Annotated in this window: 16 protein-coding genes; 8 read left to right on the top strand and 8 right to left on the bottom strand. The window is 68.1% G+C overall.

What is annotated here, in order from left to right; all coding sequences use genetic code 11:
* Positions 1 to 8 precede the first annotated feature (8 nt).
* The 5 genes from AC1VNM_RS27635 to cyoA form a co-directional block, all read right to left on the bottom strand.
* Positions 9 to 767, bottom strand: a complete 759-nt coding sequence (locus AC1VNM_RS27635) for an SURF1 family protein (protein ID WP_483109047.1) — start codon at positions 765 to 767, stop codon at positions 9 to 11.
* The gene (cyoD, locus tag AC1VNM_RS27630; RefSeq protein WP_483109046.1) at positions 767 to 1,180 is read right to left on the bottom strand and encodes a cytochrome o ubiquinol oxidase subunit IV; all 414 of its coding nucleotides are present in this window, start codon (positions 1,178 to 1,180) and stop codon (positions 767 to 769) included. The genes AC1VNM_RS27635 and cyoD overlap by 1 nt, the downstream gene beginning before the upstream one ends.
* Positions 1,177 to 1,785, bottom strand: coding sequence for a cytochrome o ubiquinol oxidase subunit III (cyoC, locus tag AC1VNM_RS27625; protein ID WP_431105026.1), 609 nt, complete (start codon positions 1,783 to 1,785; stop codon positions 1,177 to 1,179). The genes cyoD and cyoC overlap by 4 nt, the downstream gene beginning before the upstream one ends.
* A gap of 38 nt (positions 1,786 to 1,823) precedes the next feature.
* Entirely contained in the window at positions 1,824 to 3,818 is a 1,995-nt protein-coding gene (cyoB, locus tag AC1VNM_RS27620; RefSeq protein WP_483109045.1) for a cytochrome o ubiquinol oxidase subunit I, read from the bottom strand.
* Between the two features lie 65 nt (positions 3,819 to 3,883).
* Positions 3,884 to 4,969 (bottom strand): ubiquinol oxidase subunit II, encoded by a 1,086-nt coding sequence (gene cyoA, locus AC1VNM_RS27615; RefSeq protein ID WP_377157217.1) that lies wholly within the window; start codon positions 4,967 to 4,969, stop codon positions 3,884 to 3,886.
* Positions 4,970 to 5,174: 205 nt separating this feature from the next.
* Between cyoA and AC1VNM_RS27610 the strand changes: the two genes are divergently transcribed.
* The 6 genes from AC1VNM_RS27610 (at position 5,175) to AC1VNM_RS27585 (ending at position 12,351) form a co-directional block, all read left to right on the top strand.
* On the top strand, positions 5,175 to 6,533 hold the full coding sequence (locus AC1VNM_RS27610; protein WP_377157218.1) for an MFS transporter: 1,359 nt from the start codon (positions 5,175 to 5,177) through the stop codon (positions 6,531 to 6,533).
* 217 nt (positions 6,534 to 6,750) lie between these two features.
* Complete coding sequence (locus AC1VNM_RS27605) at positions 6,751 to 7,257, top strand: MarR family winged helix-turn-helix transcriptional regulator (protein ID WP_377157219.1); 507 nt, start codon at positions 6,751 to 6,753, stop codon at positions 7,255 to 7,257.
* Between the two features lie 25 nt (positions 7,258 to 7,282).
* Positions 7,283 to 9,568, top strand: coding sequence for an FUSC family protein (locus tag AC1VNM_RS27600; protein ID WP_483109044.1), 2,286 nt, complete (start codon positions 7,283 to 7,285; stop codon positions 9,566 to 9,568).
* Entirely contained in the window at positions 9,565 to 9,783 is a 219-nt protein-coding gene (locus AC1VNM_RS27595; protein ID WP_377157221.1) for a DUF1656 domain-containing protein, read from the top strand. The genes AC1VNM_RS27600 and AC1VNM_RS27595 overlap by 4 nt, the downstream gene beginning before the upstream one ends.
* A 97-nt stretch (positions 9,784 to 9,880) precedes the next feature.
* Positions 9,881 to 10,831 carry an efflux RND transporter periplasmic adaptor subunit gene (locus tag AC1VNM_RS27590; protein ID WP_377157223.1) on the top strand — a complete coding sequence of 317 codons (951 nt, stop codon included), beginning with the start codon at positions 9,881 to 9,883 and terminating at the stop codon, positions 10,829 to 10,831.
* Positions 10,828 to 12,351 carry a TolC family protein gene (locus AC1VNM_RS27585; protein ID WP_483109043.1) on the top strand — a complete coding sequence of 508 codons (1,524 nt, stop codon included), beginning with the start codon at positions 10,828 to 10,830 and terminating at the stop codon, positions 12,349 to 12,351. Before AC1VNM_RS27590 ends, AC1VNM_RS27585 begins: the two co-directional genes overlap by 4 nt.
* A gap of 156 nt (positions 12,352 to 12,507) precedes the next feature.
* Here AC1VNM_RS27585 and AC1VNM_RS27580 read toward each other — a convergent pair whose 3' ends face one another.
* Positions 12,508 to 14,976, bottom strand: a complete 2,469-nt coding sequence (locus tag AC1VNM_RS27580; RefSeq protein ID WP_483109042.1) for a CehA/McbA family metallohydrolase — start codon at positions 14,974 to 14,976, stop codon at positions 12,508 to 12,510.
* A gap of 21 nt (positions 14,977 to 14,997) precedes the next feature.
* Entirely contained in the window at positions 14,998 to 15,732 is a 735-nt protein-coding gene (locus tag AC1VNM_RS27575; protein WP_483109041.1) for a PEP-CTERM sorting domain-containing protein, read from the bottom strand.
* A 392-nt stretch (positions 15,733 to 16,124) separates the two neighbouring features.
* Here AC1VNM_RS27575 and AC1VNM_RS27570 point away from each other — a divergent pair, with 392 nt between their 5' ends.
* Positions 16,125 to 17,189 (top strand): flavodoxin family protein, encoded by a 1,065-nt coding sequence (locus AC1VNM_RS27570; RefSeq protein WP_483109040.1) that lies wholly within the window; start codon positions 16,125 to 16,127, stop codon positions 17,187 to 17,189.
* Between the two features lie 59 nt (positions 17,190 to 17,248).
* On the top strand, positions 17,249 to 17,497 hold the full coding sequence (locus AC1VNM_RS27565) for a hypothetical protein (protein WP_431101950.1): 249 nt from the start codon (positions 17,249 to 17,251) through the stop codon (positions 17,495 to 17,497).
* 89 nt (positions 17,498 to 17,586) lie between these two features.
* Here AC1VNM_RS27565 and ubiE read toward each other — a convergent pair whose 3' ends face one another.
* The gene (ubiE, locus tag AC1VNM_RS27560) at positions 17,587 to 18,318 is read right to left on the bottom strand and encodes a bifunctional demethylmenaquinone methyltransferase/2-methoxy-6-polyprenyl-1,4-benzoquinol methylase UbiE (protein WP_483109039.1); all 732 of its coding nucleotides are present in this window, start codon (positions 18,316 to 18,318) and stop codon (positions 17,587 to 17,589) included.
* Between the last annotated feature and the right edge of the window lie 53 nt (positions 18,319 to 18,371).

Here is an 18,371-nt window from a genome sequence, read left to right as displayed (position 1 = left end):
AGGTCGCCTCAGTCCGCCAAGCGGCGGCGCTCCGCGCGCCACAGCCAGAGGCCCACGCCCGCGAGCATCGCCGCCATGGCGAACCACGTCAGCGCGTACTGCAGGTGGTGGTTGTTGAAGCGCACCACCGTCAGTCCGCCGCGCGGCCACTGGGTCTGGTCGTCCGCCGCGGCGGCGTCGACGAAGTACGGTGCCACCGGCCCCTCGACGACCTTGCGCGCCTTGGCGATCGCGTCGACATCACGCGAGTACCAGCGGTCCTCCGCCGGCACGTTCCTGCGCAGCAGGCTGCCGCCCGGCTCGCTCAGGCGCAGCAGGCCGATGACGCGATCCTCGCCCTGCGTCTCCGACGCCGTGCGCGACGCGCGCGTCTTGAATTCCGGCGGCACGAAGCCGCGGTTGACCAGCACCCAGTCGCCGCGCTCGGTGCGCAGCGGCGTCAGCACCCAGTAGCCGGTGCCGAGCTCGGTGCTCGCGCCGACCAGCGTCTCGCGCGAATGGTCGAAGGTGCCGGTGAGCGCGACCTTGCGGTACTCGTCGTCGACCTTGGTGATCGCGTCCCAGCGGTCCGCGCCGGGCGCGCGCTCGGGCGCGGCGGCCAGGCGCTTGTCCAGCCGGGCGATCAGGTCTTCCTTCCACGCCAGCCGCTGCACCTGCCAGACGCCGAGCGTCACGAAGACCGCAAACGAAAGGGCCGCGCCCAGCAGCAGCGCCCAGAAGGCGATGCCGCGGCGCGGCCGCTGCGGTTCCGGAGGGAACGCCGTCATCAGGGCATGTTGCGCATGTCGTGGACCGGCATCATGTTGCTGTTCAGGTGGAACATCACCCAGATCGAGCCGGCCAGCATGATCACCACGACGGCGATCGTGAAGATCAGCGACAGCATGGACCAGCCGCCCTCGACCTTCGAGTTCATGTGCAGGAAATAGACCATGTGGACCACGATCTGCACGACCGCGAAGCCCAGCAGCACGATGCCCATCGCCGCCGACGACGAGATCGACTTGGTCATCACCAGGAAGAACGGGATCGCCGTCAGGATCAGCGACAGCAGGAAGCCGATCAGGTAGCCCTTGACGGTGGCGTGGTAGCCGACGTCCTCGTGATCGTCGTGGCCGTGGCCGCCATGGTCGTGGCCATGCGCGTCATGGCCGTGGTCGTGTTGGTGGTTGTTGCTCACGGCAGCACTCCCATCAGATAAACGAAGGTGAAGACACCGATCCAGATCACGTCCAGGAAGTGCCAGAACATCGACAGGCAGATCAGGCGACGCTTGTTCTCCTTGGTCAGGCCCAGCTTGGAGACCTGGATCATCAGCGTCACCAGCCAGATGCAGCCGAAGGTGACGTGCAGGCCGTGCGTGCCGACCAGCGTGAAGAACGAGGAGAGGAACGCGCTGCGCTGCGGACCCGCGCCTTCGTGGATCAGGTGCGCGAACTCATAGAGTTCCACCGCCAGGAAGCACAGGCCGAGCACGCCGGTGATCGCCAGCCAGGCCAGCGTGCCGGTCTTCTTGTTGCCCAGCATCTTGATCATGGCGAAGCCATAGGTGATCGAAGACAGCAGCAGGAAACCGGTGTTCAGCGCCACCAGCGGCAGGTCGAAGAGGTCGGCACCCGACGGGCCGGCCGCGTAGCTGCGGCCCAGCACCGCATACGTCGCGAACAGCACCGCGAAGATGAGGCAGTCGCTCATCAGGTAGATCCAGAACCCGAGGAGCGTGCCGTGCTGCGGGTGGTGGTCGCCGTTGTCGTAGAACACCGGCGTGCCGGTGTTGTTCGTCATGGTCGTTGCTTGCATGTTGGAGTTCGCTCGCTGCGCAATCAGGCCTGGGCGGCCAGCACCTTGGTGCGGGCTTCTTCCGTGCGGGCCACTTCATCCGCGGGGATGTAGTAGTCACGCTTGTAGTTGAAGGTATGGACGATCGCCGCGATGACGGTCACCGCGAAGGCGACACCCGCCACCAGCCACATGTGCCAGATCAGGGCGAAGCCGAACAGCGTCGACAGGCCGGCCAGGATCACGCCGGCGCCGGTGTTCTTCGGCATGTGGATCTCCTTGAAGCCGCCGACCGGACGCTGATGTCCGCGGGTCTTCATGTCGTGCCACGCGTCGTGGTCGTGGACCACCGGCGTGAACGCGAAGTTGTACTGCGGCGGCGGCGACGAGGTCGACCACTCCAGCGTGCGGCCCTGCCACGGATCGCCGTCGAAGTCGCGCAGCTGGTCGCGCTTGAAGTAGCTCACCACCAGCTGGATCAGGAAGCTGCCGATGCCGGCCGCGATCAGCAGCGCGCCGAAGGCGGCGATCTGGAACCAGATCTGGAAGGACGGATCGTCGAAGTGGCTCATGCGGCGCGTCACGCCCATCAGGCCGAGCACGTACAGCGGCGTGAAGGCGACGAAGAAGCCGATCTGCCAGAACCAGAACGAGCACTTGCCCCAGAACGGATCCAGCTTGTAGCCGAAGGCCTTCGGGAACCAGAACGAGATGCCCGCCAGCAGGCCGAACAGCACGCCGCCGATGATCACGTTGTGGAAGTGGGCGATCAGGAACAGCGAGTTGTGCAGCACGAAGTCGGCCGGCGGCACCGCCAGCAGCACGCCCGTCATGCCGCCGATCACGAAGGTGACCATGAAGCCGACGGTCCAGTACATCGGGACCTCGAACTTGATGCGGCCGCGGTACATCGTGAACAGCCAGTTGAAGATCTTCGCGCCCGTCGGGATCGAGATGATCATCGTCGTGATGCCGAAGAACGAGTTGACGCTGGCCCCCGACCCCATCGTGAAGAAGTGGTGCAGCCACACCAGGTAGGACAGGATCGTGATCACGACGGTCGCGTAGACCATCGACGCGTAGCCGAACAGCTTCTTCTGGCTGAAGGTCGAGACGACTTCAGAGAAGATGCCGAAGGCCGGCAGCACCAGGATGTAGACCTCGGGGTGGCCCCAGATCCAGATCAGGTTGATGTACATCATGGCGTTGCCGCCAAGATCGGTCGTGAAGAAGTTGGTGCCGACGTAACGGTCCAGCGACAGCAGCGCCAGGGCCGCGGTCAGGATCGGGAACGAGGCCACGATCAGGATGTTCGAGCACAGCGAGGTCCAGGTGAAGACCGGCATCTTCATCATGGTCATGCCCGGCGCGCGCATCTTGATGATGGTCGCGATCAGGTTGATGCCCGAGAGCGTGGTGCCGACCCCCGCGACCTGCAGCGACCAGATGTAGTAGTCCACCCCCACGCCCGGACTGGCGAGCAGCCCCGACAGCGGCGGATAGGCCAGCCAGCCGGTGCGCGCGAATTCGCCGACGAACAGCGAGGCCATGCACAGCACGGCGCCGCCGGTGGTCATCCAGAAGCTGAAGTTGTTCAGGAACGGGAAGGCCACGTCGCGCGCGCCGATCTGCAGCGGCACGACGTAGTTCATGAAGCCCGTGATCAGCGGCATCGCCACGAAGAAGATCATGATCACGCCGTGGGCGGTGAAGACCTGGTCGTAGTGGTGCGGCGGCAGGAAGCCCAACTGGTCGCCGAAGGCGATGGCCTGCTGCGCGCGCATCATGAGCGCGTCGGCGAAGCCGCGCAGCAGCATCACCAGGCCCAGCACGATGTACATGATGCCGATCTTCTTGTGGTCGATGCTGGTCACCCAGTCGCGCCAGAAGGGGCCCCAGAGGCGGAACTTCGTCATCAGCGCGAGGAGGACGAGCCCTCCCAGCGCGACCATGGCGAAGGTGCCGATCAGGATCGGCTCGTGCAGCGGAAGCGCCTCCAGGCTGAGGCGCCCGAAGATGAGCTTTTGAACGTCAATCATCTTGGATCTCTGTTGTGCTTGCGATCCCGGCGCGGCTGGTCACAGCGAACGCACCGGGAAGCCGGTCAGTTACGGGTGGCCGAGGCCTGCCATTGCGAGGCGTACTGCCCCGCGTTGTCAGGCGTGCACAGCGCGGCCACGAAGATCCGCTTCTGCTCGTTGCTCCAGGGCTTGCTGGCCAGGCCGTCGATGGCGCCCTTGCCGCCGCCGCCGGCGGCGTCGATGGCCATCATCTGGCCCATGCACATCTTGGAACCGTCGACGCAGCGATTGACGACCGCGTCGAACAGGCCGGGGGCGACGCTCGAGTAGCGGCGCACCGGCTGGCGCTCGGAGGGCTTCTCGAGATCGAGGTACAGCTCCTTGGTCAGCGCGACGCCGTCGGCCTTGTTGCGCTCGACCCAGGCGGCGAACTCGTCGTTGGACAGGCCGTGGAACTTGAAGCGCATGTGCGAGAAGCCGTCGCCGCTGAAGTTGGCGGAGAAGCCGTCGTACACGCCGGGCTTGTTGATCACCGCGTGCAGCTGGCTCTGCATGCCGGGCATCGCGTAGATCATGCCGGCCATGGCGGGCACGTAGAACGCGTTCATCACGGTCGACGAGCTGATCTTGAAGTGGATCGGGCGATCCACCGGCGCGACCAGTTCATTGACGGTCGCCACGCCCTGGTCCGGATAGATGAACAGCCACTTCCAGTCCAGCGCCACGACCTCGACGTTCAGCGGCTCGACACCGGCGGGGATCGCGCGCTGCGCGTCCAGCCGCTCCAGCGGGCGGAAGGGGTCGAGCTTGTGGGTGCTGATCCAGGTCATCGCGCCCAGCGCGATGATGATCAGCAGCGGCGCGCCCCAGATGATCAGTTCCAGACGGGTCGAATGGTCCCACTCCGGCGAGTAGGTCGCCTGGGTGTTGGACGCGCGGTAGCGGAAGGCGAAGACCAGCGTGAGGATGATCACCGGGACGATGATCAGCAGCATCAGCAGCGTCGATGCGACGATGAGCTGCGCCTGCTGGTTCGCGATGTCGCCCGAAGGTTTCATCACGACCATGTTGCAGGCGGTGAGGGGCAGCGCCAGGGCCAGCAGCCCGAGACGGGCCAGTGACCGGATGGGGCCGGCGGGACTTGTTTTTGCAGATGCTTTGAGGTACATGGGACTCAGCAGACCATCAGGCGTAGTTCACGCGGAACCCCCTTCCTCGCCTCGGGTTCCCGTCAGCGGAAACCGGGTGGGGTTTCTTCCGAAGGGAAAGCGATAAAGGGGAAAACGACACTTGTCGACCGTTGCACGCCGGGCGCAGATTTTGCCCGATTGACCAAAGCTAACTATTGGACATTTTGTCCCAGGTAGGAGACGTATGAACAGCAGCACCCTTCCGACAGCCGGGCAACACCTCGCGACCGTGGGGCAGCCGCTGCCGCGAGGCAGCGGGGTGGCGACGAAAGAGGAACAGGACGCGGTCGCCCCGGGCGACATCGCGGTGGGCGTGGTGATCGGACGGGCGTCCGAGTACTTCGACTTCTTCGTCTACGGCATCGCCTCGGTGCTGGTGTTCCCGTCGATCTTCTTCCCGCACATGGAGCGGCTGGAAGGGACGCTGTACGCCTTCGCGCTGCTGGCGCTGGCTTTCGTGGTGCGGCCGATCGGCACGCTGGTGGGCATGGAGATCCAGCGGCGCTTCGGCCGCAGCGTGAAGCTCACGGTGGCGCTGTTCCTGCTGGGGATCTCGACCTGCACGATCGCCGTCCTGCCCGGGTTCAACACCTGGGGCGGCGCGGCCATCGGCCTGCTGGCGCTGTGCCGGATCGGTCAAGGCCTGGCCCTGGGCGGCTCCTGGGACGGCCTGCCCTCGCTGCTGGCGCTGAACGCCCCCGAAGGCCGGCGCGGCTGGTACGCGATGCTGGGGCAGCTCGGCGCGCCGATCGGCTTCCTGATCGCCGCGGCGCTCTACGCCTACCTGTGGAGCAGCCTGGCGACCATCGACTTCCTGAGCTGGGGCTGGCGTTTCCCGTTCTTCGCCGCGTTCGCGATCAACGTCGTGGCGCTGTTCGCACGTCTGCGCCTGGTCGTGACGCACGAGTACGAGAAGAACCTCGAGGAGCATGAGCTCGACCCCTGCGACGTCGACGAGCTGTTCGAGAAGCAGGGCGCCACCCTGTTCATCGGCGCGTTCGCGGCGCTGGCCAGCTATGCGCTGTTCCACATCGTCACGGTGTTCCCGCTGTCGTGGGTGATGCTGTACGGGGACCAGAACGTCACCCAGTTCCTGGTCGTGCAGATCATCGGCGCCCTGCTGGCGGCGGGGGCCATGCCCATCTCCGGGCTGATCGCCGACCGGATCGGCCGGCGCAGCACGCTGGGCATGCTGGCCACGACGATCGGCATCTTCAGCCTGTTCGCCCCGATCCTGCTGGACAGCGGGACCATGGGCCAGAACATCTTCATCCTGGTCGGCTTCGTGCTGCTGGGGCTGTCGTACGGCCAGTCCTCGGGCGCGGTGACGTCCAACTTCCTGCCCCACTTCCGCTACACGGGCGCGGCGCTGACCTCGGACCTGGCCTGGATCATCGGCGCGGCCTTCGCCCCGCTGGTGGCGCTGGGGCTGTCGGCCAAGTTCGGACTGTGGGCGGTCACCGCCTACCTGCTGTCGGGCTCCATCGTCACGCTGGTGGCGCTGCGGACCAACCGCATGCTGACGATGAAAGACAAGGATTGACCCCCGGCGCGTCCGACGCCTTGCGCGCCTGACGCCCAAAGTCGCTACACGGGCTTGACAGCCCGCGACGCGAAAAAGCAACGGCCGATCGAGAGATCGGCCGTTTTCTTTTGTGCCTCGCCCACCGCGCACCGCGCTCGCCCGCCCGAGGCTGGTTTGAAGGACCACAAAAACCCTACTGAATTAGATAGCAAGCTACCTAATTAGAATCGCGGTCATGACGTCCTCGAACTCCAAGCCCCCTCGCACCTTGACGCGCACCGCGCGCGAGACCGCGCTGATGTCGATCGGCATGACGCTGCCCGTGCTGGAGCGGGCGTACCGCGCGAAGGCCAACCTGGCCATGGCCCATGTCGGCCTGTCGCAGGCGCTGGCCTGGCCCCTGGTGATGATCGGTCGCCGCGGCGACGGCCTTCGGCAGGGCGAGCTCGCGACGCTGCTGAGCATCGAGGGCCCGTCGCTGACGCGTTCGGTGGACCAGTTGATCACCGGCGGCTTCATCGAGCGCCACGAGGATCCCGACGACCGTCGCGCCAAGACGCTGCACCTGACCGCCTTGGGCGCGGACGCCTGCGAGCAGATCGAGGACACGCTGCGCGACCTGCGCAACGCGCTCTACGAGGGCATCCCGGACGCCGACATCGAAGCCGCGCTGCGCGTCTTCGCCACGCTGTCCGAGCGCGTCGGCGCGCCGAAGGCGATCGTGCCGCCGCGGCGCAAGTGACGCCGACTTCCGCAGCCCCTCAGTCATGAAGTTCCCCGCCCTTTCCTTGCCATCGCTGCGCATGCCGTCGCTGCCGCCCCTCCTGCGGCCGCGTTTCACCCGCGCCGAGTGGATCTTCTCGCTCAAGGCCTTCGTCGGCGCGATGCTGGCGGTGTGCCTGGCGAGCTGGGCCGGTCAGCCACACCCCTTCTGGGCCATGATGACGGCGTACATCGTCGCCAACCCCATGGCGGGCGCCGTGCGGTCCAAGGCCGTCTTCCGCTTCTGCGGCACGCTGGTCGGGGGCACGGCGGCAGTGCTGCTGGTCCCGCGATTCGCCCATGCGCCGGAACTCCTGAGCCTGGCCCTGGCGTTGTGGGTCGCGGGCTGCCTGACCCTGTCGCTGCACGACCGCACGCCGCGCGCCTACGCCTTCATGCTGGCGGGATATACGGCGGCATTGATCGGCTTCCCGTCCGTGGACGCGCCGTCCTCGATGTTCGACACCGCCGTCGCCCGTGTCGAGGAAATCGGCCTGGGCGTGCTCTGCGCCACGCTGGTCCACAGCCTGGTCTGGCCCACCAGCCTGGCGACGTCGGTGCTGGGGCTGCTGGATCGCACGCTGGGCGACACGCGCGGCTGGCTCACGGACATCGTCTCGCGCCGTGACGGCCGGACCGACCGCCGCCGGGTCGCCGGCGACATCACGCAACTGCGGCTGCTGTCCACGCACATCCCCTTCGACACCGGTCACCTGCGATGGACTGCGGAGGCCGTGCACGCGATGCAGGACCGCGTCGCCGCGTTGACGCCGCTGCTGGGCAGCATCGAGGACCGCCTTCAGGCGCTGGAGGCGCATGGCGGCGTGCCGGAAGACGTGCAGGCGCTGCTGGACCGCCTCGGCCCCTGGCTGGCGCTGCCCGCCGCCGATGCGCAGGCGCAACTGCCGGCGCTGCGCGCGCAACTCGCCGCCTTGACGGGCGACGCGCCGCGCGGACAACTCGCCGACGATCCCTGGGCCCGGCTGCTCCGCCTCGCGCTCGCCGAACGACTGTCTCAATTGCTCGACGGCTGGCTGCACAGCGTGCAACTGAGGGCCGACATCGACCGCGGCCTCGCGGGTGCTGCCGTGCCGTTGCGACCGTCGCCCGCGCCGAGCGGCGCAAAGCTGCACGTGGATCTGGGCATGGCGCTGTGGTCCGGCGCGGCGGCGCTGATCGCGATCCTCGTCTGTTGCGCCTTCTGGATCCTCACCGGATGGTCGTCGGGGTCGGGGGCCGCGCTGATGGCCGCGATCTTCTGCTGTTTCTACGCCTCGATGGACGACCCGGTGCCCGCGATCAATGGCTTCCTCACCTGGACCCTCTGGTCGCTGCCGGTCGGCGCGCTCTTCGTGCTCGTGGTGCTGCCGCTGGTCCAGGACATGTGGACCCTGGCCGTGTTGTGCGCGCCGGTGTTCCTGGTGCTCGGCGCCTTCCTTGGACGTCCGTCGACCGTTGGAGCCGCGCTGCCGTTCCTGTTCGGTGTCATGGGCACCCTGGTGATGCACGACTCGGCGCAGGCCGACCTGACGAGCTTCGTGAACGGAACGCTGGCCCAACTGGCCGGCGTTTTCGTGGCCTCGCGCGTGACACGGCTGATGCGCTCCGTCGGCGCGGACTGGAGCGCCCGCCGCATCCAGCGCGCGACCTGGCGCGAGCTCGACGACCTGGCCCGCCTGCCGCGATCCGCCGGCCGCGCGCAGGCCTACCTGCTGCGCATGCTGGACCGCATCGCGCTGCTCGCGCCGCGCGTGGCGCAGGCGGGCGGCTCGGTGCCGGGCGTCCCGACCGACGATGCGCTGCACGACCTGCGCGTCGGCGCCGACCTCGTGGCGCTCCAAGGCGCGCGCGGCCAGTTGCCGGGCGAGGTGACCCTGCCGCTGCAGCCCTTGCTGACGGCCATCGGCGACTGGCAGCGCGCGCGCATCGCCGGCGACGCCGACGCGATCGCATCGCCACCCGCCCTTCTGCTGGATCGACTGGACACGGCGCTCGCGCGTCTCGTCGAGGTCTATCCCACGTCCCGGTCGCTGCCGACCGAAGCGATTCCCGCCGCCAGCGCGCTGACAGGCCTGCGTCGCAACCTGTTCCCGCAGGCGCCGGAGCCGCGACTGCCCATCGACGCGATCGTTTCCCCCGAGGGGCCGGATCGATCCGGAGAGGACGGACTTGCCGACGAGATGGAGCCGACCGACGGGAGCGAACCCATCGAAACGACCGACACGACCGACACGACCGTTTCGAGCGGCTCGAGCGGCTCGAGCGATCTGAACAAGGAGAACCCGGCATGACCGGCGCAGTGGATTTCTTCGGGCTCTACCTGCCCTGGCTGATGCCGCTCGCGGCGCTGGCGCTCCTGGCGCTGTCCGCCGTGCGGCGGCTGCTCGCATGGGCCGGCGCATACCGCTGGATCTGGCATCCGGCGCTGTTCGACCTCGCGGTCTACGTGCTGCTGCTGTGGGCCTTGAGCGTCGCCTCGCTGCGCGTGCTGCACGGGCCGGGATGACGACGCTGACGACCTGCCGCCTTCAACGAGCGACCTCTCCGCATGACGGGTCGACCGATCAACGTATGAACGACTCCGGAAACCTGGACTCCACGACATGAAGCCTTCTTCCTTCCCCCTGCGCCGCGCGATCTCGATGGTGGTCACCCTGGCGGCGGTCGGCGGCGCCCTGTGGGCGGCCGGCAAGCTCTGGGACCGTTACGAGCTCCAGCCCTGGACACGCGACGGCCGCGTGCGCGCCAACGTCGTGCAGATCGCCCCCGATGTGTCCGGCCTCGTCACCGCCGTGCCGGTGCAGGACAACCAGCAGGTGGCCGCCGGCGCGCTGCTGTTCGAGGTCGACCGCGCGCGCTACGAGCTGGCGCTGCGGCAATCGCAGGCGCAGCTGTCGGCGCAGAAGGTCGCGCTGGCGCAGGCGCTGCGCGAGGCCGATCGCAACAAGGGACTGGGCACGCTGGTCTCACAGGAAGCGAGTGAGCAGACCCGCAGCCGCGCCGAGCAGGCGCGCGCCGCCGTCGCACAGGCCGAGGTAGCCGTCGACAGCGCCAAACTCAATCTGGCGCGCGCTGAGATCCGCGCGCCATCCGCCGGCACCATCACCAACTTCGACCTGCGCCAGGGCGCCTATGCGACCGCCGGGCATGCGGTGCTCGCGCTCGTGGATGCGGGTTCGCTCTACGTCGAGGGCTACTTCGAGGAAACCAAGCTGCCGCGCATCCACGTCGGCGACGCCGTCGAGGTCAAGCCGATGGGCGCGAGCCGCGCGCTGACGGGCCGCGTGGAAAGCCTCTCCGCCGGCATCGCCGACCGCGACCGCAGCACCAGCGCCAACCTGCTGCCCAGCGTGAACCCGACCTTCAACTGGGTGCGACTGCCGCAGCGCGTGCCGGTGCGGGTGAAGCTCGATCCGCTGCCGGCGGGTGAGCGGCTCGTCGCCGGTCAGACAGTGACGGTGCAGGTGATCTCCGGCACGACGGCCAAGGGCTCGGCAACGGCAACGGCCGCGGCAACGGCGGGCTCGACAGCAAAGGCGGAGTTGAAGTCATGAGCGTCGTGATAAGACCGCTGCTGGCGGTGATCGCCGCCGCAGCGTTGGCGGCGTGCTCCACCACGCCGAAGGGGCCGGACTATCAGGTGCCCGCCGACGCCGTCGTGATGAAGCCGCGCGCATCGGCGCCCTTCCTTGAACAGGCACGCGCCGCGGACGCCGCGAAGATGGCGAGCGCCGATGCCGGCGCGGATCGGGCGGCGGCGACGCCGGTCCCCTTCGACGCGGCCCCGCTGCCGCCGCATTGGTGGCGCTTGTTCCAGGACCCCAGGCTCGACGATCTGGTGGAACGTGCCCTCGCGCGCAACACCGACCTGCGCCAGGCGGTCGCGAACCTCGAACGCGTCCAGGCCCTCGAGTCCGAAGTCGCCGGCGGCGAGAAGCCGACCGTCAGCGTCAACGGTGGTCCCAGCTACGGTCACCCGTCCGGCCTGTCGATGCTCAGGAAGGACTACGTGCCGCCCGACACCTACCGCTACAGCGCGGGCGTGGGTCTCTCGTACCAGCTCGACCTGTTCGGCCAGATCCGCCGCGCGATCGAGTCCTCGCATGCGAGCACCGAGGCGGCCTCGGCCGCGCTCGACCTCGTGAAGGTCAACGTGGCGGCGGGCACGGCGCGCGCGTATGCGGAAGCCTGCGCGACGGGCCAGCGGCTCACGTCCGCGCAGCATTCGGTCGATCTGCAGCGCGAGGCGATCGACGTCACCGAGCGCCTGCAGCGCGCCGGCCGTGTCGGCGAGATCGACGCGGCGCGCGCCCGCAGCCAGCTCCAGCAACTGCGGGCGGCGCTGCCGCCGTTGCTGGCTCAGCGGCAGTCTGCGCTGTACCGCCTCGCGACCCTGACCGGCGAACTGCCCGAGGACTTCCCGCGCGAGCTGGCCGACTGCCATGTCGCGCCGCACGTGGCGGGCACAATCCCGGTTGGCGACGGTGCCGCGCTGCTGCGCCGCCGTCCCGACATCCGGCAGGCCGAGCGCGAGCTGCATGCGGCGACGGCGCGCATCGGCGTCGCGATCGCGGACCGTTATCCGAAGATCAGCCTGGGCTTGTCGGCCGGCTCGGCGGGCACGCTCTCGGGCTTCGGCAAGAGCGACACGCTGAGCTGGAGCCTGGGGCCGCTGATCTCGTGGACGCTGCCCAACAACGGCATTGCGGACGCGCGGATCGCACAGGCTGAAGCCGGCACGCGGCAGGCCGCGGCCCGCTTCGACGGTACCGTGTTGAACGCGCTGCGCGAGACCGAGACAGCCCTCAACCAGTACGCCCGCGAACTGGACCGTCGCGCGGCGCTGCAAGCCTCGCGCGACGAGGCGGCGATCGTCGCCGGACAGGCGCGGCGCCTCTACCAGGGGGGCAAGGTCGCCTACCTGGACGCGCTCGACGCCGAGCGCGCGCTCGCCGCGAGCGATGCCGCGCTGGCCGCCTCCGAGGCCACGCTGATCGATGAGCAGGTGCAGCTGTTCCTCGCGCTGGGCGGCGGTTGGGAGTCGGTCGAGCCCGCGACGCAGGCCGCGCGCTGACAAAAAAAAGGCGGTCCTTCGCGGGACCGCCTTCTTCTGACTTCACCGGCTGTTGGCCTTCACTCCCACCCTCTCCCGCAAGCGGGAGAGGGTGCAAGTGTGAGAGCGCTCGCGCCGCCTCCTCCCCGGCCGCCCCTCAGCGGCCGTGTTCCTTCATCAGGGATAGCTGATCGTCAGCTTGTAGGGCGAGGTCGTGCTCGATCCCGAGTACGACATCACCTTGATGTAGACCGTCTGCGCGGTCGCGCCGTTCTGGTACGTCAGCGACTCCGTGCTGCCGACCGCTTCCGAGCGTGCCAGGCCCGTGCCGGTGGACTTCACCACGTACAGGTCGTAGTCGATGCTCGACGAGGTCGGGCCGGTCATGTCCACGCGCAGGCGCTGGTTGGCGGCGAGCGTGACCTTGAAGAAGTCGATGTCGCTGGCGCTGCCGATGAAGCCGGTCAGCTGGTTGCGGCTGCCGACGGCGTTCGCGGCGGAGATCGTGTTGTTGGGCTCGACCTCATCCGCCGCGTCGACCACGTTGTTGACGGTGAAGCTGACCGGCGTCGAGGTCGTCGTGTTGCCGGCCGCGTCGTAGGCCTTGGCCACGAGGCTGTGCGTGCCGTTGGCCAGCTGCGCCGAATTGACGGCGATCGAGTACGGCGCGGTCGTGTCGATGTCGCGCAGCGCGCCGTCCAGCCAGAACTCGACCTGCGTCACGCCGACGTTGTCGCTGGCGGTGGCGGAGAAGGTGATCGTGCCGGTGGTGCCGTTGACCGCGGCGGTCACCGAGGGCGGCGTGGTGTCGCCGCCGCTGACGCCCTGGTTGACCCAGATCGGCGCGGACCACAACACCTTGCCGTCGTCCTGCGTGACCTTGGCGTAGTAGAAGTGCTTGCCGTTGGCCGGCGTGACGGTGGCGGTCGGGTTGCTGCTCAGCAGCGTGACCGTGCCGTTGCGGCCGGGCACGCCTTCCCAGATCTCGGTCTGCACGACGGTGCGGCCGTTCGGGTTGTAGAACCCGACGTTCAGCGACAGCGCGCCCGCGTTGTCGAAGCGCTCGCCCATGATCTTGCCGTTGGCGCTGAAGATCAGTTGCGAGTTCTTGTCCAGCGTCGCGAAGACGCGGCGTGCCTTCAGCGCGTCGACCAGCGCGGCCTTGCTCAGCGGCGTGCCCGTGGGGATCAGCACCGCGGTGCGGTTCGTGTAGGACTTGCCCCAGTTGGCGCAGTGGTTGTCCTGGTTGGTCGCCGGCGCCACGTGGAAGCCGCGCTCCAGCAGCTTCTTCCACGAGCCTTCGTACGAGCTGCGCGAGGTCTCGGTCTCGGTCGTATTGGACGAGAACGCCGAGGTGTTCATCACCTCCGACATCACCATCACCTCGTCGCCGTCGGCGCTGTAGGCCATGTCGGTGCCGCTGATGATGAACTGGCCGTTCGAGTCCGGATGGTTGAACTGGCCGATCAGCCCCTGGGCGCGCATCACCGAGTACAGCGTGGCGTAGTCGTTCTTGGCGATGTAGCGGTCGCCGAAGAGCTCGTTCTGCGCGTTGTATTCCCACGAGAACAGCTCGTTGCTGTTGAAGATGTTCAGGTGGCCGCCGTTGCTGATGACGCCCCACTCCATGCCGTACATGGCGAGGAAGCCGGCGTTGGCCGCGGTGTAGTCGGCCGCGATCTGCAGGCCGCGCTGGTAGCGCGCCTTGGCCGCGGTGGCGCTGCCGCTGGTGTTGGTGCTGGACGAGCCGTCGTAGTAGTGGTTGTGGTCGGTGTTGGCGAAGATGTCCAGGCCCGCGTCCTTCGCGTACGGGAAGGCCGCGTCGGGACCGAAGGCGCCGCTCTGCGCCGGCTGCGACGAGTTGCAGCTGCCGATGGCGCCGCCGCCGTCGGAGTCGTTGGTCTGGCCGTGGAAGCTGCCGTAGTAGATGGTGTAGGGCCACGAGCCCGCGCCCACCGCCGCCGACTGCGCGCGCACGCGTTGGTCGGCCTCGCCCGCGGCGCCCATCGCCAGCGGACGCAGCGTGCCCATCGCGATCCTGGCCGGCTTGCCGATGGCGAAGTTCCAGCTCTGTTCGACCGCGTGGCCGCCTTCGCCGGCCTGCTGGGCGGCGAGGATCTCGGCGAACTGGGCGTCGCCGCCGCTGCTCTTCAGGGCGACGTCGGCCTTGGCGCTGAGCGCGGTCAGCGTCGCGGTGTAGATGCCATCCGGCAGGCCGGCGCTGCCGCGCCCGGCCCAGTTCAACGTGACGCTCTTGACGTCGCCGGCGTACTTCTCGACGCCGCTCCAGCGCTTGACGACGGCACCGGCGGGCGAGCGCAGTTCGACGCGATAGGCCAGCAGCGTGCCGACGGGCGCGCCGACGTAATCGAGGTGGACCGCGAAGTCGCGCGCGCCGGTAGTCTCGGCGCCGGTGAACGGCACGTCGAGCGCGGCGTCGAACTCGTGGTGGTCGGGGTACTTCGCCGAGGGATCGGCGGTCAGCGCGGTGGCGCGGTCATCGGGCGTGGTCGCCTGCTGCTGCGTCTGCGACTTCTCGCCGTTGAGGCCGCCGCCGCAGGCGGTCAGCACGACAGCCATCGCGCTCAGCGTGGTGAGGCGCAGCACGGCGCGTCCGGACTGGGGGAACAGGGTGCGGAAGTTCATGGGAGTTCTCCTCGACTTGGTTCAGGCCTGCTTGCGGCGGCGGATGCTCAGGCCCATCGCGCCCAGCGCGACCACGGCCAGCGCGATCGAGGCGGGCTCGGGCACTTCCGGCACGTCGACCTCGGGGATCAGCGAGCCGGCGAACTGGACCATGTCGTAGCGGATGGTCCCGCCGGTGCCGTAATTGCCGCCGGTGCCGGCGTAGGCCTGCGTGCCGGGCGCGAACATGCTGACCAGTTGCACCGCGAAATTGGCGTTGTCGTCCACGCCGGCGATGTCGGAGAAGTTGAAGCCCAGCCCCTTCACGAAGACGCTGTCGCGCAGCATGCGGAAGGTGGTGGCCTCGACCCAGTTCTCGCCATCGATCGTGTACAGCAGCGCGGTCCAGGCGGACGCGGTGGCGCTGTTGCGCTGGTCGAAGGTCAGGACGATGTCCTGGAATCCGGTGGTGTCGATCGAGAACTGCACGCCGGTCGTGCGGTCGCCCGTGCCCTGGCTCGCGTAGCCGGCGGTGTTGAGCGCCATGCTGCCGCCGGTGGTGTCCGACGAGCCGGACTGGCTGACGAAGGTCGTGGACACGCCCAAGGTGTCCAGGAAGGCACCGCCGTGGTCGGTGTAGGTCGGCTTGGTCGAATAGACCGGCTGGTTCTGGGCATTGACCCCGACCTGGTTGAAGCCCCACAGCGCGACGGTGTCGGCATGGGCCAGACCGGCCCACAGGAGACCTGCGGCGAGCAGGATGGATTTGAATTTCATGGCAACCCCCGGACTGTCGTATCGATGATTCAACGGTTTGCGCAAACGTTTACGGCAACAATTTGTCGGCAAATCATGTGAAGTTGTGCGCTTGACTTCACGCACGTGAAGGAACGGGCGGAGCGTAGGGTCGCTTCGTGACAAGCAGGTTGCGGGGAACCCCGGAGGCGGGAATGCCGCACCCCGCGTTTGAGGGGGAGGACGACGGGCCGGCGCCCGCCCACGGTGCGATGCACCGTGCAGGCCGCGTGATCAGAGTGCATGGCGCACCTCCCTGGAACGGTCGCCGCGACGCGCGTAGGACAGCACCCGTCGCACAAGGCGCCTTCGTCCGACGGGTGTCTCCCGCGGGGCCCCGAATACTGTCCGCACCGCCACCCGAGGGGCCGCCGATGACCGTGATCCGCAAGGGCCAGCAGCCCGCGGAGCTGACCCGCGAGCAATTCCATGAGCGCTTCATGCGCCGCTTCCAGGACCCGGCCTACCGCGCCGAGCACGAGGCCATCGCGCGCCTGGAGGTCATCGCCTTCGAGGCGATGAAGGAGGGCCGCAAGTCGCCGATCACCCGTCCAGCGGGCAGCGGCTTCAAGGACCCGTCGTACGAGACCTCGGTCGAGTGGCTGGACGCGCATCAACGGCTCCAGCTGGCGCAGCAGCGCTGGAGCGATCCGGCCACGCGCTCGCGCGTGCTGCTCATCTGCGGCAGCGACCGCAACGACGGCACCTGCCCGGGGGAGATGTCCAAGACCTGGCGTCTGACCCAGATCGCCAAGGACCAGCTCAGCCGGCACGACGTGATCATCGATGTCCTGGACCTGAGCCTGATCACGTCCGAGTACGGCCGCCAGATCCATCCGTGCAAGGGCTGCGTGTCCACCGCGATGCCGCTCTGCCACTGGCCCTGCAGCTGCTATCCGAATCACGCGCTCGACCAGTCCAGCGACTGGATGAACGAGATCTACGAGCGCTGGGTCTCCGCGCACGGCGTGATCCTGTTCACCCCGACCTACTGGTATCAGTCGCCCAGCGCATTGAAGCTGATGATCGACCGCCTGGTCTGCGCGGACGGCGGCAATCCCGATCCGACTTCGACCCATGGCAAGAAGGCCGCGGAAGCCAAGGCGATCGAAGAAAAGGGGTGGGACTATCCCAAGCACCTCGAAGGCCGCGCTTACGGCCTGGTGGTGCACGGCGACGTGGCCGGCGTGGAAGCTCAACGCCGCAACCTCGGCGACTGGCTGGACTGGATGGGCCTGATCGACGCCGGCAACCTGTCCCGGCTCGACCGCTACATCGGCTACTTCGAGCCCTACTTCAACAGCCACGAGGCGCTCGACCGCGACGAGGCCCTGCAGGACGAGGTCCGACTGGTGGCCAACCTTGTCGGCGACGCGGTCAAGCAGTTGCGGGAGGGAAAGCTGCCCCGTTCCAATCGCAAGGCCGTCCGCCCGAAGTGACGACGGCCTTGCCATTCCGTAAGACCTCCCCTCGACTCATCGACTCAAGGAGCACTCCGATGGCCCATTCCCCCTCCCATTCGACGCATCAACTCCGCCCGGAACTGCCAGCCGACACGCCGCCGTTCCCGACCTCCGATACCGACGTCGATTCCGACGACCTCGACAGCGTCTACGGCCAGCTCGTGAAGGGCGTGGGCCATGAGTTCGTCACCGACGGCAACGTCGACGAACTCGCCCGTCGCGCCGAGCAGGACGGCCATCCCATCCTCGCCACCGAACTCCGGGAGTGGAAGGCGCCCTGCTGACGCCGGCCCGCTGATCTCCGTTCCGCAATGAGCCAGGGCCCCTTTCGGGGCCCTGCTTGCTGGCGCGCGGGGTCAGGCCTTGCCGTCGCTCAGCACTTGATGCCGGCGTGCAGCGCCACGACGCCGCCGGTCAGGTTGTGCACGTCCACATGACCGAAGCCCGCCGTCTTCATCATGGCCTTGAGTTCGGCCTGCGGCGGGTGCATGCGGATCGATTCGGCCAGGTAGCGGTAGCTGTCGGCGTCGCCGGCGATCAGCGAGCCGATGCGGGGCAGGATCTTGAAGGAATACCAGTCGTAGGGCTTGCGCAGCGGCGCCGCGACCTGCGAGAACTCCAGCACCAGCAGCCGGCCGCCTGGGCGCAGCACGCGGTTCATCTCGGCCAGCGCCTGGTCCTTGTGCGTCATGTTGCGCAGGCCGAAGGCCACGCAGACCAGGTCGAAGGAGCCGTCCTTGTAGGGCAGCGCCTCGGCGTCGCAGAGGTTGGTGGGCAGCACCATGCCCTCGTCGATCAGACGCTCGCGGCCGGTGCGCAGCATGGCCTCGTTGATGTCGGTGTGCACGACCATGCCGCGCTCGCCGACCTTCTTCGCGAACAGCCGGGCCATGTCGCCCGTGCCGCCGGCGATGTCCAGCACCCGGTCGCCCGGCTTCAGGTTGGCCACGGCCAGCGTGTACAGCTTCCAGGCGCGGTGCATCCCCATCGACATCAGGTCGTTCATGACGTCGTAGCGCGCGGCGACCGAGTCGAACACGCCGCGCACGCGCCTGGCCTTGGCGGTTTCGTCGACCGACTCGAAGCCGAAATGGGTGGAGCTCATGGTGGGGTCCTGCTGAATGGGGGCGCGTCGGAGGCAATCGCCGCGCGAGGTCG

Source organism: Mitsuaria sp. MSU3D (assembly GCF_056867975.1).
The sequence above is the reverse complement of the archived record's forward strand: the minus strand, read 5'-3'. Positions and strand labels throughout refer to the sequence as shown.